The 15,945-nt window shown below is 35.0% G+C and carries 10 protein-coding genes and 1 tRNA gene; 5 read left to right on the top strand and 6 right to left on the bottom strand.

Annotated features, from left to right (window positions below; genetic code table 11):
• Window positions 1–410: 410 nt before the first annotated feature.
• Window positions 411–1,334 carry a LysR family transcriptional regulator gene (locus tag KBJ98_RS04545; RefSeq protein WP_210788468.1) on the top strand — a complete coding sequence of 308 codons (924 nt, stop codon included), beginning with the start codon at window positions 411–413 and terminating at the stop codon, window positions 1,332–1,334.
• 85 nt (window positions 1,335–1,419) lie between these two features.
• Here KBJ98_RS04545 and purL read toward each other — a convergent pair whose 3' ends face one another.
• The 4 genes from purL to KBJ98_RS04525 all read right to left on the bottom strand — a co-directional run bounded on the left by purL (window position 1,420) and on the right by KBJ98_RS04525 (window position 10,681).
• A complete protein-coding gene (gene purL, locus KBJ98_RS04540; RefSeq protein ID WP_210788467.1) occupies window positions 1,420–5,103 on the bottom strand; it encodes a phosphoribosylformylglycinamidine synthase in 3,684 nt (1,227 codons plus the stop codon).
• Window positions 5,104–5,195: 92 nt separating this feature from the next.
• Window positions 5,196–7,034: an endonuclease gene (locus KBJ98_RS04535; protein ID WP_210788466.1), complete on the bottom strand. Its 1,839-nt coding sequence runs from the start codon at window positions 7,032–7,034 to the stop codon at window positions 5,196–5,198.
• A 252-nt stretch (window positions 7,035–7,286) separates the two neighbouring features.
• Window positions 7,287–9,056, bottom strand: a complete 1,770-nt coding sequence (locus tag KBJ98_RS04530; RefSeq protein ID WP_210788465.1) for an endonuclease — start codon at window positions 9,054–9,056, stop codon at window positions 7,287–7,289.
• Window positions 9,057–9,151: 95 nt separating this feature from the next.
• Entirely contained in the window at window positions 9,152–10,681 is a 1,530-nt protein-coding gene (locus tag KBJ98_RS04525) for a right-handed parallel beta-helix repeat-containing protein (protein WP_210788464.1), read from the bottom strand.
• Window positions 10,682–10,800: 119 nt separating this feature from the next.
• On the opposite strand from KBJ98_RS04525, the gene KBJ98_RS04520 reads away from it, so the two are divergent.
• The 4 genes from KBJ98_RS04520 (at window position 10,801) to KBJ98_RS04505 (ending at window position 13,242) form a co-directional block, all read left to right on the top strand.
• Window positions 10,801–11,238, top strand: a complete 438-nt coding sequence (locus KBJ98_RS04520) for a PaaI family thioesterase (RefSeq protein ID WP_210788463.1) — start codon at window positions 10,801–10,803, stop codon at window positions 11,236–11,238.
• On the top strand, window positions 11,238–12,329 hold the full coding sequence (locus tag KBJ98_RS04515; RefSeq protein ID WP_210788462.1) for a chorismate-binding protein: 1,092 nt from the start codon (window positions 11,238–11,240) through the stop codon (window positions 12,327–12,329). Before KBJ98_RS04520 ends, KBJ98_RS04515 begins: the two co-directional genes overlap by 1 nt.
• A 46-nt stretch (window positions 12,330–12,375) precedes the next feature.
• The gene (gene bshB1, locus KBJ98_RS04510) at window positions 12,376–13,092 is read left to right on the top strand and encodes a bacillithiol biosynthesis deacetylase BshB1 (protein ID WP_210788461.1); all 717 of its coding nucleotides are present in this window, start codon (window positions 12,376–12,378) and stop codon (window positions 13,090–13,092) included.
• Between the two features lie 74 nt (window positions 13,093–13,166).
• Window positions 13,167–13,242, top strand: a tRNA-His gene (locus KBJ98_RS04505).
• 301 nt (window positions 13,243–13,543) lie between these two features.
• On the opposite strand, the gene KBJ98_RS04500 is transcribed toward KBJ98_RS04505, so the two are convergent.
• The gene (locus tag KBJ98_RS04500) at window positions 13,544–14,122 is read right to left on the bottom strand and encodes a hypothetical protein (protein WP_210788460.1); all 579 of its coding nucleotides are present in this window, start codon (window positions 14,120–14,122) and stop codon (window positions 13,544–13,546) included.
• A gap of 379 nt (window positions 14,123–14,501) precedes the next feature.
• A complete protein-coding gene (locus KBJ98_RS04495; protein WP_210788459.1) occupies window positions 14,502–15,725 on the bottom strand; it encodes an outer membrane beta-barrel protein in 1,224 nt (407 codons plus the stop codon).
• Window positions 15,726–15,945: the final 220 nt, after the last annotated feature.

The following is a 15,945-nucleotide window of genomic DNA, read 5'->3' as shown; positions in this document are numbered from 1 at the left end:
CAAATAAGCTGTAAATTAATGTATAATTCTGATCAGTTATTTGATAACCCTGTTTTTTTTGAGAGACTTGAATAGAGAAGAGGATGGGCATTAAACATGATTTTGATAATGGAATTACTTCGCTTAGTCAAAATTAGTTTTAACTAAGCGATGTAATAGTGGCTCTGTGGTGGTATTCTAAAATTTGGTTACTAATTCAAAATAGTAGAAAATGATTCGCAAGAGAGCACTAATTTAACCTTTTAACAAAGGTAGTAATTCCGATATGTGTAGTATTTTACATAAAAATCAATAATATTATATGTATATTTAATAATTAATGACTTTTTACTTTATTAATTCGTTAAAAATAAAAATTATTTTTTATTTATTTGCATTTATATTTTTAATAATAATTATAAGTATTTTTTATGAATTACACCTTGCATCAGTTACAAATATTTTTGAAAGTAGTCAAAACACAAAGTATCACTAAAGCAGCAGAAGAATTGCATTTAACGCAACCAGCGGTATCAATTCAACTCCGAAATTTTCAGGATCAATTTGATGTGCCTTTGACTGAAATTGTGGGTAGAAAATTATATGTTACTGATTTTGGTCAAGAGATTGCTCAGGTTGCTCAAACGATTATCCAACAAGTTGAAACCATCAATTATAAAACAAGAGCTTACAAAGGGCAATTGAGTGGTAGGCTAAAGGTGACTATTGTGTCTACAGGTAAGTATGTAATGCCCTATTTTTTAGCTGATTTTGTCAAAAAAAATGTTGGAATCGATCTGCAAATGGATGTTACAAATAAAAGTAGAGTATTGAGTAGTCTGGAAAATAATGAGGTAGATTTTGCATTAGTTTCGGTATTACCAAGTGGTTTGAATGTTGATCAATTAGATTTAATGCAAAATAGATTGTATTTGGTGGCTAATTCTAATTTAAAATTAAAACGCGGCGCAGATTCCTCTTCTATATTTACCGATATGCCTCTTATTTTTCGTGAAAAAGGTTCTGGTACGCGACAAGTGATGGAGGAATTTATCCATAGTAACGGTATTTTTATTCCCAAAAAAATGGAGCTTACCTCAAACGAAGCTGTGAAACAAGCTGTTATCGCGGGTATAGGCTGTTCTATAATGCCATTGATAGGTATCAAAAATGAACTGCTCAATCATGAACTACAGATAATACCCTATGCAGGGCTGCCAGTAACAACAACTTGGAGTTTAATTTGGCCTAAAGGGAAAAAACATTCACCTGTTGCCACTTCATTTTTAAATTATATGAGAAAAGAACGCGACAATATTGTTTCAAAAAAGTTTAGTTGGTCAGAAGGTTATTAATATAAAGCCTTTTTGTACTAAATATAATTTCGGTTTTTGTTTTCAAAAAAAAAAAATCAGCTTTTTTAGGAGCTGATTTTTTATTTTATTTTTGATTTTCTATCCAATTTCTAGCATTTACAAACGCTTCTAACCAAGGCGAAACTTCGTCTTTTTGATCTCTTTCTGGATAATTAGCCCAGTTCCAAGGGAAAGTAGAACGTTCAATATGTGGCATCATTACCAAATGTCTTCCTGTTGTGTCGCACATCATGGCCGTGTTGTAGTCCGATCCATTTGGATTAGCCGGATAGCCCTCATATCCATATTTAGCTACGATATTATAGTTTTCTTCCGCCATTGGTAAGTTGAATTTTCCTTCACCATGAGAAATCCAAACCCCTAAAGTTGCACCTTCTAAACTAGAAAGCATAACCGAATTGTTGTTCTGAATTTTCACAGAAGTAAAGCCGCTTTCATGTTTGTGCGAATCGTTATGTTTCATTTTTCCATGAACTTCGTGATCTGGATTGATTAATTCTAATTCCATCATTAGCTGACAACCATTACAAATTCCGACAGAAAGTGTGTCTTCTCTTTTGAAGAAGTTTTTCAATGCTGTGTTTGCTTTTTCGTTGTATAAAAAGGCTCCAGCCCAACCTTTTGCCGAACCTAAAACATCTGAATTCGAAAATCCACCTACAGCTCCAATAAATTGAATGTCTTCTAACGTTTCTCTTCCCGAAATTAAATCGGTCATGTGAACATCTTTAACATCAAAACCTGCTAAATACATCGCATTTGCCATCTCGCGCTCCGAATTACTTCCTTTTTCACGAATAATTGCTGCTTTTGGTCGGTTGGTATGGGAAACTACAGGTAATTTTCCATTAAAATGTGATGGGAACGTAAATTGTAAAGGTTGATTGGCGAAATTTTCAAAACGCTCTAATGACTTACCGTTTTTTGTTTGTTTTTGATCTAACAAGAAAGACGTTTCAAACCAAATTTCTCTGTATTTAGAAACATTAAATTCAAATTTGTCATCGAAGTTTGATATTGATATTGAATTTGAATTCGTAACGGTTCCAATATTGAAAATTTTAATTCCGTTAGCTTCAAAAATCGCTTCTACTTCAGCATCCGCTTGGAAAACAACCGCAATATTTTCTGAAAACAATAATTTAGTAGAATCGATTTCATTGATAGCAGTTAAGTCGAAATTCGCACCTAAATTCACATCAGCAAAACACATTTCTAATAAAGTTGTGATTAATCCACCGCTTCCAATATCATGTCCGGCTTTGATTTTTCTTTCTTTGATTAAATCTTGTAAGGTATTAAATGCATTTTTGAAGAAAGCCGCATTTGTTATAGTTGGCGTTTCATTTCCTACTTTATTTTGTGTTTGATTGAATGAAGAACCTCCTAATTTAAAACTATCTTGAGATAAATTAATATAGTAAATGTTTCCGCCATTTCGTTGTAAAACAGGTTCTACAACCTTAGTAATATTTGAACAATTTCCAGCAGCAGAAATAATCACTGTTCCTGGTGCAATTACTTCATCATTCGGATATTTTTGTTTCATTGAAAGCGAATCTTTTCCGGTTGGAATATTGATTCCTAATTCGATAGCAAAATCTGAACAAGCTTGAACTGCTTCGTATAATCGAGCATCTTCGCCTTCATTTTTACAAGCCCACATCCAGTTTGCCGATAAGGAAACAGAATCTAAACCATCTTTTAATGGTGCCCAAACTAAGTTAGAAAGAGATTCTGCAATGGCATTTCTTGTACCAGCAACTGGATCAATTAAAGATGAAATAGGGGCGTGGCCAATGGATGTTGCAATTCCTTCTTTTCCTTTGAAGTCTAAAGCCATTACACCTACATTGTTTAAAGGCAATTGTAATGGTCCAGTACATTGTTGTTTGGCTACTTTTCCACCAACACAACGGTCGACTTTATTCGTTAACCAATCTTTACAAGCCACAGCTTCAAGTTGTAAAACTTGCTCTAAATAGGTTGGGATTTCTTTTGAGGTATATTCAGAATTGCTATAATTCCTAACAATTGTTTTGTCATTCATAATGGTTTTTGGCGAACTTCCGAAAAAGTCTTCCAAAGCATAATCCATAGGTTTTAAACCTGTAGTTTTCGATTCGAATGTAAATCTGTGATCATTAGTAACTACACCCACTTCATACATTGGAGAACGTTCTCTATCTGCAATTTTTTGTAAGATGTCCATATCTTTCTCACCAATCACTAATCCCATTCTTTCTTGAGATTCGTTTCCGATAATTTCTTTAGCAGAAAGTGTTGGATCTCCAACCGGTAATTTATCTAAATCGATTAATCCACCAGTTTCTTCTACTAATTCAGATAAACAATTTAAGTGTCCACCCGCACCATGATCGTGAATAGAAACAATTGGATTATGATCACTTTCCACTAAACCACGAATAGCATTAGCAGCACGTTTTTGCATTTCTGGATTGGAACGTTGGATCGCATTTAATTCAATTCCAGAACCAAAAGCTCCTGTATCTGCTGAGGAAACCGCAGCACCACCCATTCCAATTCTATAATTTTCTCCACCAAGAATGACAATTTTATCGCCTTCTTGTGGTTTCTTTTTAATCGCTTGATCTAATTTTCCGTAACCAATTCCACCCGCTTGCATGATTACTTTATCGTAACCTAACTTGCGAGCTTGCACTGAGCCTGTCGAAGTGTCTTCTTCGTGTTCGAAAGTTAAAACAGAACCAGTAATTAACGGTTGTCCAAATTTATTTCCGAAATCCGAAGCTCCATTTGAGGCTTTAATTAAAATATCCATTGGTGTTTGATACAACCAAGGACGTTCTGCCATGGCGCCTTCATACTTACGATTGTTTGTTAATCTTGAATAAGAAGTCATGTAAACCGCTGTTCCTGCTAAGGGTAATGAACCTTGTCCACCTGCTAAACGGTCACGAATTTCTCCTCCAGAACCTGTCGCAGCTCCATTGAAAGGCTCTACAGTTGTTGGAAAATTATGTGTTTCTGCTTTTAAAGACAATACAGAATCAAATTCTTTTTCTTCGTAAAAATCAGGTTTATCTGCACTTTTTGGCGCGAATTGAGTGACTTTCGGACCTTTAACAAAAGCCACATTATCTTTATATGCCGAAACGATATCGTTAGGGTTTTCTTGAGATGTTTTTTTGATTAATTTGAATAAAGAAGTTGGTTTTTCTTCGCCATCCACCACAAAAGTTCCATTGAAAATTTTATGGCGACAGTGTTCTGAATTGGCTTGTGAGAAAGCAAAAATTTCAGAATCGGTTAGTTTTCGATCTAATTTTTTGGCTAAATTATCTAGATATTCTACTTCTTCCGCACTTAAAGCTAAACCTTCTTGTTTGTTATAAGCATCAATGTCATCAATCTCTAAGATAGCTTCAGGTTGAATTGCGATTGTAAAGATATCTTGATTTAATTCGGTGTATTTTTGAAGTAACATCGGATCAAAATCATTAAAATCAGCAGTTACTTTTTCGAATTCTTCAATTCTAATTATTCCAGAAATCCCCATATTTTGGGTGATTTCTACAGCATTGGTACTCCATGGAGTAACCATAGCGGCACGTGGTCCAACAAAAAAATCCGTAAGTACGGATTTTTCTAGGATATGTGCTTCGGCAAAAAGCCAATTGAGTTTTGAAATGTCTTGAGCTGAGATTTCGTTTTGCGTTTGTACGGCAAAAACGGTTTTACTTTGGTTTTCAAAGAAATGAATCATTGTTGTGTAGTTTGTTGTATTGCTGTGCAAATTTAGGTAATTAAGATTAAATTCGTAGCATAAAAAAAGCGGCAATTTTGCCGCTTTTTTTGTTAATCGATAATTATTTTTTGTGTGAAATTTTCATTTTCTAAATCAATTTGGATAATATAAGTTCCTTTTGAAATATTAGGTACTGCAATTTCAGATTGAGTTCTGTTCTGAGCGCTGTATATTTTTTGACCTAGGATAGAATAGATTTCTACATTATATAGTTTTGCAGCATTATTAATGTAAAAAGTTCCATGTGATGGGTTTGGATATACTACAAGTGGTTCTGCGATGTTAGAACTTGCTGTTTTTTTGTTCTTAGTTGTTCGACTTCCAAGGTTTGAGCAAGTGTCTAAAGCAAATACATCCCATTGAGTAGCTTTGTTAAAAGTTGTTGAAGGTGCCGTTACCGTTGTTTTTCTGCGAAGCGTTTGGTCTGCTGCAAAATTAGTAGATCCACCATTAAAAGTTCCAATGATATCAATAAGAACCCCATTTTTAAACAAACCTACAGCGTCATTTCCGTTAAAAGTCATTTCGGTTGCAGATGTAGATAAGTTAGCTGAACTTGTAGCATAACAACTAGAGGCCATTAGACTATTTACGATAGTATATTTTCCACCACTACTAATTGTTCCTGATAGAGCCAAACCAGTACTCCATGCTCCAGCGCCGTTAGTTTGTCGCTTAATGCTATAAGCCGAAAGATTAATAGCAGCGCTGGTTTTATTGGCAATTTCTAAAGCTTTATTATTGGATGATCCTTCAATATATTCAGAGAACATTAACTCAGTTGAAGTACTATTTGAATTAGTAACAACATTCAAAGCATTACTTGTTGCTGATAAATTTCCTACTGCATCTCTAGCTCTTACAGTAAAAGTGTAACTAGTAGCTGCTGTTAAGCTACTAACCACCGTGCTTAATGTTGTTACTGTGGTTCTTAAAACACCATTAACATATACATTATAACCAGTTACCCCTACGTTATCAGTTGAAGCATTCCACGCAAGTGTTACAGAGGTTGTAGTTTTAGCTGTTGATGTAAGCGATGTTGGTGTGCTAGGAGCAGTAGTATCTGTGGTACCACCTCCAGTAGTACCGCCCCATATAGCGTTAACATAAGAAGGGTTGTCAATAAACGGATTTCTATTGCCTTGGCGTGCGTATATTGCATTATTTCTTTCAATTTCTCTTGAACTTACAGGATCATTAGCGTGCCAAGAAAGTAACAAGTTCAAGAAAGCGGTTGTAAATACTTGGTTACTCGTTCCATTGAACATAGCATATGGATAACCTGCTATAGTGTTCTCGTAACGAGTAGCGAAGTAAAAATACATACGAGCTATGTCACCTTTAAAAGCTGCTGCTGGTTCAAATACAGTTCCTGTATATCCAGAGACAGCACTTGTGCCAAGTTTACTTCCGTTTCGTGTAGTTGTTGATGCTGTTGCAACGTTTCCATGTGGAAAACTAGAACGTAAGCCATTTACTTTTCCATCGGTTGGAGGAATAAAATGCGCATCAGATACCATAGGCGCTGCTGAATTAAATGTAGATTGTGGAATTACGTGCTCTCTATTGTAGCAATCACCTTCTACAGCATACGTTCCACATTGATTTGTAGTTAACGTATAATTGTACGGATCTGTTCCGTTTTGATTTTCAGAATATAAATCGAAAATCGTGTTATCATTTTCATTTTGATGATCTCTGTCAGATGTAGCATAGGTTGTCCATAATCCAGAATATCCTTGATCAGTGTGTCCTTTGATAATGTTGTAAAGTTGTGTTTTTAGGGTGTAGCCAGAACCCGTTGCAGTACTGTAGTATCCGCTTGGTGCTTGTGCGTGTGTTGCAAAAAATACAAATAGTAGAGTAGCTAGGTAAAGTTTTTTCATTTGCTTGTTTCTGGAATTAAATTGGTGATTGGGTTGGTTCATGATTACAGAACACTCTGTAAGTCGATGCAAAAATAAAACTAATTCTCTCTCTAATGTTAAGTAAATGTGAATTTATTGTGGATTTTTATAATAATTTGTGGGTTAAATATAATAATTAAGCTAAAATATTGCATAATTTTAATTTTTTGTAATAAAAAATGTATAAAAAAAAGCGACATTAGGTGTCGCTTAATAGGAAGGAAGAGCGAATTAATTCACAATAAGTTTTTTAGTTTCGGTTGTTGAATCAGTAGAAACTTTTATTAAATAAATACCTTTATTTAAATTGTTCAAAGATGCAGTATTAGTATAATCAAAGTCCTTTTCAAAGATCTTTTGACCAATCAATGAATATATTTGAACATTGTGTTTTTCATTTGTATTATCAAAATCGATTTTTACATTGCCTTTTGATGGGTTTGGATAAATGTTAAATATTTCGTTTTTGAAATCAGGGGTCTTTAATGTGTTTTCGCATGTCCAAGATAAATCATCAAATTTTACTCTATTTCCCGCGGTACTATTTTCTTCAAAACTCACTATTACGTTTCCGGTTTTATTAATTCCTGTTATAGTAGTAGTTGTAGCAGTTGCGCTGTAAGGAATTGTTCCTACTTGAACTCCGTTAACTTTAACCTTGAAAGTTCCTTCTGTTCCTGAAAAAACGAGCTGAGTAGTTACTGTTAAATCAGTTATTCCATTTGCTACTGTAGATGAAGTGAGCGCTCCATTTCTAATTGTTATAGCTCTTCCATTCAAAGTTTGGTCTGTTCTAGCATCAGTTGCTGACCAAGTGATTCCTCCATTGGTCCAAGTTCTTGCTAAATAGGAACCATTATTTGCTGGCATATTTGTAAAATCCTCTGAAGCACAATTTGTTGTACCTGCGGGAACCGCTGTTGTAGAGCCATTTACATTGGCACTTGCAACAGATTCGTTTTTTGCATCATCTTTAGTAATTACATAAAATGCATAGCTAGTACTTGGTGTTAATCCATTAATTGTTGTGGTAAGGTTCGGTGTAGTCGTTTTTAATGCACCATTCATATAAACATCGTAACCAGTGACAGCAACATTATCTGTGGCGGCTGACCAAGTAAGTGTTATTGAATTAGAAGTTGTAGTACTTACAGTTAAATTGGTAACGGCAGTCGGAGCTTGTGTATCTGCTGGCTCGGTTGTCCAAACTGCGGCAACATAACTCGGATTGTCTATGTACGGATTGCGATTGTTTTGTCTCGCATAAATAGCATTGTTTCTCGCAATTTCTCTTTCGCTTACGGGATCTTGGTTGTGCCAAGCAATCAATTGAGCCAAAAAGCCATCAGTAAAAACTTTTCCAGTAGAATTGTTAAACATAGGAAAATTATAACCTGCAACAGTATTTTCATAGCGTGTAGCAAAGTAAAAATACATTCTCGCAATATCACCTTTAAATTCATCAATTGGCTCAAATACTTGTCCGGTATATCCTGCTATTGAACCCGTTCCAAGTTTACTTCCATTTCGCGTAGTTTGGCTGACCGCCGTTACGTTTGCATGCGGAAAATTAGAACGAATTCCGTTTACTTTTCCATCCGTTGGTGTTATAAAATGAGCATCAGATACCATTGGACTAGCCTCACTAAAGATAGATTGTGGAATAATGTGCTCTCTGTTGTAACAATCCCCTTCAACACTTATGTTTCCACATCTTTGAGCAGCAGTAATTGCATAATTGTAAGGATCTGCTCCGGCTGGATTTTCTGAATACATATCAAGCACTGAACCGTCTTTTTCAAAAAAGTTGTCCACGTCTGATGTTTCGTAGGTCACATACAAATCAGCATAAGATAGCGTTGTATGTCCTTTTATAATGTTGTACAATTGCGTTTTTAATGCATAGCCTGTTCCTGTTGCAGTAGAGTAGTAGCCTGCGGGTGCTTGCGCTAGGGCTGAGGTGCAAATAAATAAAAATAGAAATTTGTAAAGTTGTTTCATATTAGTTTGTTTTGGAAAATTTTCGGTGGCAAAAATAGATTTTTCCACTGATTTTCAAACATTATGAAATGATTAAGTTAATATTTCTAATTTCTTTAGTTTTTTGGAAATGGTTTGTTTTGATAAGCACCTAAGTCTGGTGGCAAGCTGCGGCTAAATCCTAAAATATCTTGCGGTATTAAAAATGAAGGATTTCCTGCACCAAAAGCAGCTGACTTTTCATCAATATTTAGCTTGTTTTGCCTCACATTAAAAAATAAAGGATCTTTATTTAATAGAATTGATGTGTAATGTGTTGGATCAGAAGTAAATTGATACAATGGATTATTTTGAACTGAAGTGCTGTTCGTCTCAAACTTTATCAGGCAACTATTAAATTGGTATTCGAAAGAGGCACCTTCTTTCTTGTTCAAACTCATCTCTGTGTTGTAAGGACCGAAAATGATGCAATTGTTAAATTGTGCGTTGGTGAGGTTTTTAACTTCCGGTATAGCTCCACGTAAATTATTGCTTACGAGTAATGCTAATTGTTCAGAGCTATTCCAATTATTATTAATTGTACAATGCGTAAAAGTATAATCGCCTCCATAAGTGCATGCTACACTAGCTGTTCCTGCTGTGTTTACAACAAGATTTTCGGCATTAATCTTTGCAGTTTGTGCCAAAATACCATAATTACTATTGTTATAAATTTGACTGTTTTTGAGTTGTACCGTCGTATTGTCATTATTTTGAATCAAAAGCCCAATAGTAGCGTTTTTAATAGTCAAATGATTAATACTATTGTTCGTACTCCCGTCAGTAAGCCAAATTGTGCCCCATTGCCCCGGAATATTATCAAATTCGGGTTCTAGTCGATCACCTTCAAAAATTACTTCGTTCTCTAATTGTGGCGTTAAAGAGGTTTTTCCATCAACCACAAGCGAGGCCTTGTTCGCCACGATTAAACCTGAATTGGCATGAAAATGTACGCGACTGCCCGCTTCAAAAAAGACTGTTTTGTTAGATGGTACAGCTGCATAACCATAAATAACATAAGGTTTTTCGTTTGTAAAAATGAGTTCATTACCATTGATAGGATCGTTTTCATCTAAATAAAAGCCCTCGATTTTATCTGAGCCAATTGGTAATGTCTCGGTTGTACCATCAGCAAAACGTTGTGGATATAAAAAAACGGCATCTTGAATCAGGGTCACGAGTTCTACTTTTTGCAGATTTTCACCACTATCAAATTGAATAAAATCCGTGTATAAAAAATCGGTTGCATTCGCGTCTGTAATAGAAGCAGTAGTTTCAATAAAAATAAACAGACTGTCTTTTGCTAAAAGCGTAACATCATTAAAAATTTTGCCATTGTTACCTTGCATTCCGTCAACAGTTATGCGGTATTTTGAATTCAAACCTTTGCCTAATTGTACCGTCGGTATCGAAATATCTTTTTTGCTTCGGTTGTATACTTTTAGTCGGTATGTGCTTGATCCAATATTCGAAAAAACAGTGTCTAGATACACTGTATCTCTTGAAAATTCAAGATCTCCCGCACTGGCCACAGTTTCAAAATCAGTTCTACAAGCAGATAAACTGGCAACAATTCCGATGAAAATCAAAAGTACTCTAAGGCGCATGGCTTCTTTTTTTTGGTAAAAATAGCGAAAAACTATTTTCGAAATTAGAATTACAATCACAATATCAGGATTGTCTCTCTTCTTTTCGTTAATTTTACATTTTAAAAAAATATACTAAAATGACTTTTGATAAAGAAAAAATACTGCATTGGTGTAATCATGTTTCAAAAAACACTTTGATGGAAACCCTTAACATAGTCTACACTGATGCTGGCGAAGATTTCTTGGTTGCGACTATGCCTGTCACACCTCATGTGCATCAACCGATGGGCTTGCTTCACGGTGGTGCGTCAGTGGCCTTGGCAGAAAGCGTAGGTAGTGCCGCCTCGATGCTATTTGTTAACTCAGAAGTAAGCGAAGTTCGAGGAATTGAAATTGCCGCCAACCATTTAAAAGCTAAGCGTGACGGAATAGTTACCGCAACTGCAAGATGCGTGCATAAAGGTAGAAGTATACACTTATGGGAAATAAAAATTACAGACGAACGCGATCAATTAATTTCTTTGTGTAAGCTTACAAATATGATTCTCCCAAAAAGAAAAAGTCAAGAAAAATAATGGAAAACCTACTGCGTAGAGCCCAGCAACAAAGGCAGGCTAATTTGCCCTTTGTTTTGTATCACAAGCCTCAAAGTGATGAGGTTATTGGTTTTTTTCAAAAAGACAATCATTTGTATCAAGTGGCGGATTTTACAGAAAGCGGATTTGTATTTGCGTCATTTGATGGCTCTAAAAAGTATTTGATACCAGAAATAGCTGCTGAAGTACTTGCAGCACCTTTCGTATCAAAAACTATAAATTCGAAAGGATCCCATTTTTCAATGGTGTCTGAGCAAGATGAAGAATTTTTTCAAAATTTAGTTCATGCCGGGGTTACTGAAATTCGTGAGGGTGTTTTGGAGAAAGTGGTGTTATCACGAACGGAGATCATTTCAGTAAATGATTTTAATCTATTAGAAGTTTTTGAAAAATTGATTAACTTGTATCCAGCCACTTGTGTGTATTGTTTTTACCATCCGCAGGTAGGACTTTGGATGGGAGCAACTCCAGAACAATTGTTGCAAATTCGTGGGACTACATTTGAAACTATTGCATTAGCTGGAACTCAAAAAGCAACTGGTGTTGAGGTAATTAGTTGGGGGTTGAAAGAGCAAGAAGAGCAGCAATTTGTTACCGATTTTTTGGTTGCTAAATTGAAACCTGTTGCGGAGAATTTAGTAGTAACCCCGCCATTTAGCATTCAAGCAGGCGAAATATGGCATATTAAAACAGTTGTTTCTGGGCAGTTAGGCCCTGCAACCAAAATTCAAGATTTAGTCAATTTACTGCATCCTACACCAGCAGTTTGCGGTTTACCAACCACGGCAGCTAAGCAATTTATTGTTGAGAATGAAAACTATGATAGACAATTTTATACTGGTTTTTTGGGAGAATTGAATGTCACTTTTGGAGAAGAAAGAAAAGACTCTGATTTGTTTGTCAATTTACGATGTATGCAAATTGATATTCAACAAGGAGTACAACAAGATAAATTGGATGTTCAAGTGCAATTGTACATGGGTTGTGGAGTAACCAAAGATAGTAATCCTGAGAAAGAATGGGAGGAGAGTGTCAACAAATCATCGACCATGAAAAAGGTTTTTAGTTAATTAAAGTAGGTCAATTGGTACTGAAGTAACAAATAAAGAGAGAAGAATGAAATTAGATATTTTAGCATTTGGAGCGCATCCTGACGATGTAGAACTAGGTTGTGCAGGAACCATATTAAAAGAAATTTCTTTAGGGAAAAAGGTTGGTATTGTTGATTTGACTCGTGGTGAATTAGGCACGCGCGGTACAGCCGAAACCCGTGATCAAGAAGCAAGTGCTGCAGCTGCAATTTTAGGAGTGAGCGTACGAGAGAATTTGCAAATGAGTGATGGTTTTTTTGTAAACGATGAAAAACACCAGCGCGAGATTATTAAAATGATTCGAAAATACCAGCCAGAAATTGTGCTTTGTAATGCTATTGATGACCGACATATTGATCATGCAAAAGGGAGCAAATTAGTTTCAGATGCTTGCTTTTTGTCGGGCTTGATTAAAATAGAAACAGAGCTTGACGGTCAAAAACAGTTGGCTTGGCGACCTAAAGTAGTGTACCATTATTTGCAATGGAAAAATATAGAGCCCGATTTTGTAGTGGATATTACTGGTTTTAATGAACAAAAGATAGCCTCTATTTTGGCGTACCGTACACAATTTTATGATCCTGAATCAGATGAACCAGAATCTCCAATCACAAGTAAAAATTTCCTAGAAAGCCTCAGTTACCGCTCTAGGGATTTAGGTAGGTTAACAGGCGTAGAATATGCTGAAGGTTTTACTGTGGAAAGGTATTTGGCTGTCAATAGTTTAGGGGATTTGCGTTAAATTTATTGAATTTTTTTTCAAAAAACCTTTGCACAACTCAACTTTAGTTGTATCTTTGCCACCGCTAAGCAAATGGTGGTTGTAGCTCAGTTGGTTAGAGCATCGGTTTGTGGTACCGAGGGTCGCGGGTTCGAGCCCCGTCTTCCACCCAGAAAGCAAAAGCCTTGAAGAAATTCAAGGCTTTTTTTGTGCTTTGTACCCAAGTCAAAATAACGATTGTAAAGATTGCTCAAAAGCGAAAAAATGTAATAGCAAAAGGAATTGTTTTTAATTTCTTTTTGAGACAAATAATCGCTTACAAATTTATCACTCGTAGGTAGTTTTTGATTTCATTTGTTGTCTCTGATTTAAGGCGCTTTATAAGCCGTGTTTTAAATCGAAATTACAAAACGCTATACAACTTTGCGCTATATCGTTTTACAAAGAATGAGGAGGTATAATTGTCCTTCTTTTAAACTTTGATGTGTCCCCAATTTTCACCGCTTTTTATTCGGCTAACTTGCATTTCGCTAATTCCAAATTGTTTTGCAAGTATTTTGGCTCTGGTTTTACGACTTGGATCGTTTAATATTTTTTTCAAGCGAATGACTTGTGTAATAGTTAGTTTTCTGCCATCAGATTTTTGTTTAGTTTCGCGTACTTTATCAACGATTCCCTGCACTTTTGGGTTTTTGTTGCGATGTGCCATCATTTCCTCTGGTGTTGCCCAACGTAAATTATTAACGTGGTCGTTGTCTCGAGAAAAGTCTAAGTGAATTACATGTGTATGTTCTTCTGAAGGTTTGGGAATAAAAAGTTCAGCAATGACGCGGTATAATAAAATGCCTTTTTCTACAATTTTGCCATTCTTATTGGTTTTGTACCTCAGTGTGTTGTAGCCGCTTGACATGCCTCCATTTAGTATTTGTCCATCAGAGAATGTCTCAGTGAAACTCATTAAACGCCCTCTGTTGGATACGGCGTAGCGCTTGCGCAAAGGATAATCTATTTCGATTTCTCGAAATTCCTCCATGGGATAAAGTCTAATCATCTTTTTAGTGGTATTTAAGGTGACCAAATGTATATTTATTGTTCCAAATCTTATCATACAAGGTGTTTACTGCTGCTGCGCAGTTTGTTCGACACAAAGCGATCTATAAGGTTTGTAACTAGTGGTAAAGATAGTTATTTTTTCACAGAACACAATTTCGAAGAAGTTTCAAGCATATTGTTACTTACTGTGATCTGCGTAGGATAATTTGAAGAATAAAATGTAGGTCTAAATGTAAAGTTAAGATATTGTAGGATGAATGAGATAATTGAATTATCTGTTTTGAATGTTGTAAAAAGAAAAAGGCATCTGAAATATAAATTATTCAAAAATTTATTTTCCAGATGCCTAGTATTAATTTTTTAGCTGGTTTGGTGCTCTAAAAAAAGGAGTATCCAAATATAAACGAAACTGTGTTGTAGTTTGAGTTCCAAAAAACATAGTTTCCTAAAATTTCTCTTGTAGTTTGGTATCTTAGTTCGACACTAATCTTATCATTTTGTTTAAAACCTAAACCTAATGCCGGATTATTTCTTGACTTAATATCAAGTGTATTAAAACTAGAACCATCGTTACGGGTAAATTCAACTGTAGATTTTGATGGTAAATCAATTATATAGGATGCATTTAAGAACAATTTCGAATTTTTATTTAAAAAGAAATAATGTCTAAAGGTAATCGGAATTTCAATTGAACTGTAATTTACACTAACGTTTTGAACACCTCCGCTAACATCAGGAACATTACTGCTTTTTTGAGATTTAAAATTTTGGAAAGATGGTTCGATGGCTATAGACCATTTGTTTTTATTAAATGGTAAAATGTACTCTGCTTCAACACCAAAACCAAAACCAGTTTTATTACCAAAATCAGTGTTTCGTTCCTTAGAACTTGAATTGCTAATTGCTAGTGATGAATTGTTGATTCGAGGTCTAAGAGTAAGATTGAAAAGGTCTTTCTTTCCTTTAGGCGCAAAATTCACAAGTTTTTCATTAAAGCATTCCGCGTACTTTGTAAAAATTTTGATTAGTGCTACCTTTTTGTACTCCACTTTCTCCACGTCACTCAATTTAATGTTTTGACATTGTAAATCCATCCATATTTGCTGTCTAAATTTATTGTTTTCTGCAACATCACTATCTTTTACCAAATAAGTTTTAAACACTAACTGTTCGATGGCATTATTTCCTTTGTTGTAAAAATATCTTTTTAAGCTTCGGTCTGTATACTCGTATAAATTTGCTTTTCCTTCAACTAAAGCTTTTAAGAAAAGTTGCTCCTCAGTAAAAATTGGCTCTTTATCAGTGCTCAAATTATCGATATTACGCGGAGATCTGTCAATTTTAACGTTGCTTCTGATGTATTTAAAATTATTAGCGATTCCAAATTCTTTTACTTGGCTTAGAGTACCTTTGGTGGGTTCGCTGTTTTCATTTAACTTATATTCAAATTCTGTTGGATTGTTTTTCCAATCTTCGTTGAGTATCAAACATTCAATTCTTTGATCTTTGTTGTTGATGTAATAGCCTTTCTCGAAAACGACTTGTGCAAAAGAGTTAATACTCAGAAAGCCGATTAGTAGCATTAAAAAGTGTTTTTTCATTTTTTTGAGGTTAGTTTTAAAGTTTATTTGTGGGTTTACATCAAAGGATTATTCGCAGCTTAAAGATTACCTAAGCAGTTCTAGTGATTGTACGAAGATATATTATTTACTAAAAAACTTGGGCTCATAATAGAAGAAAAATCTGTGTTTTTATAAAAAAAAATATAACTATTTATTTTACAGGTAGTTGCTGTTGTTTATATTGTTTTTAAATTCTGAA

Source organism: Flavobacterium erciyesense, assembly GCF_018069925.1.
GTDB lineage: Bacteria > Bacteroidota > Bacteroidia > Flavobacteriales > Flavobacteriaceae > Flavobacterium > Flavobacterium erciyesense.
Note: the sequence above shows the minus strand (reverse complement) of the source record. Positions and strands in the feature narration are given on the sequence as shown.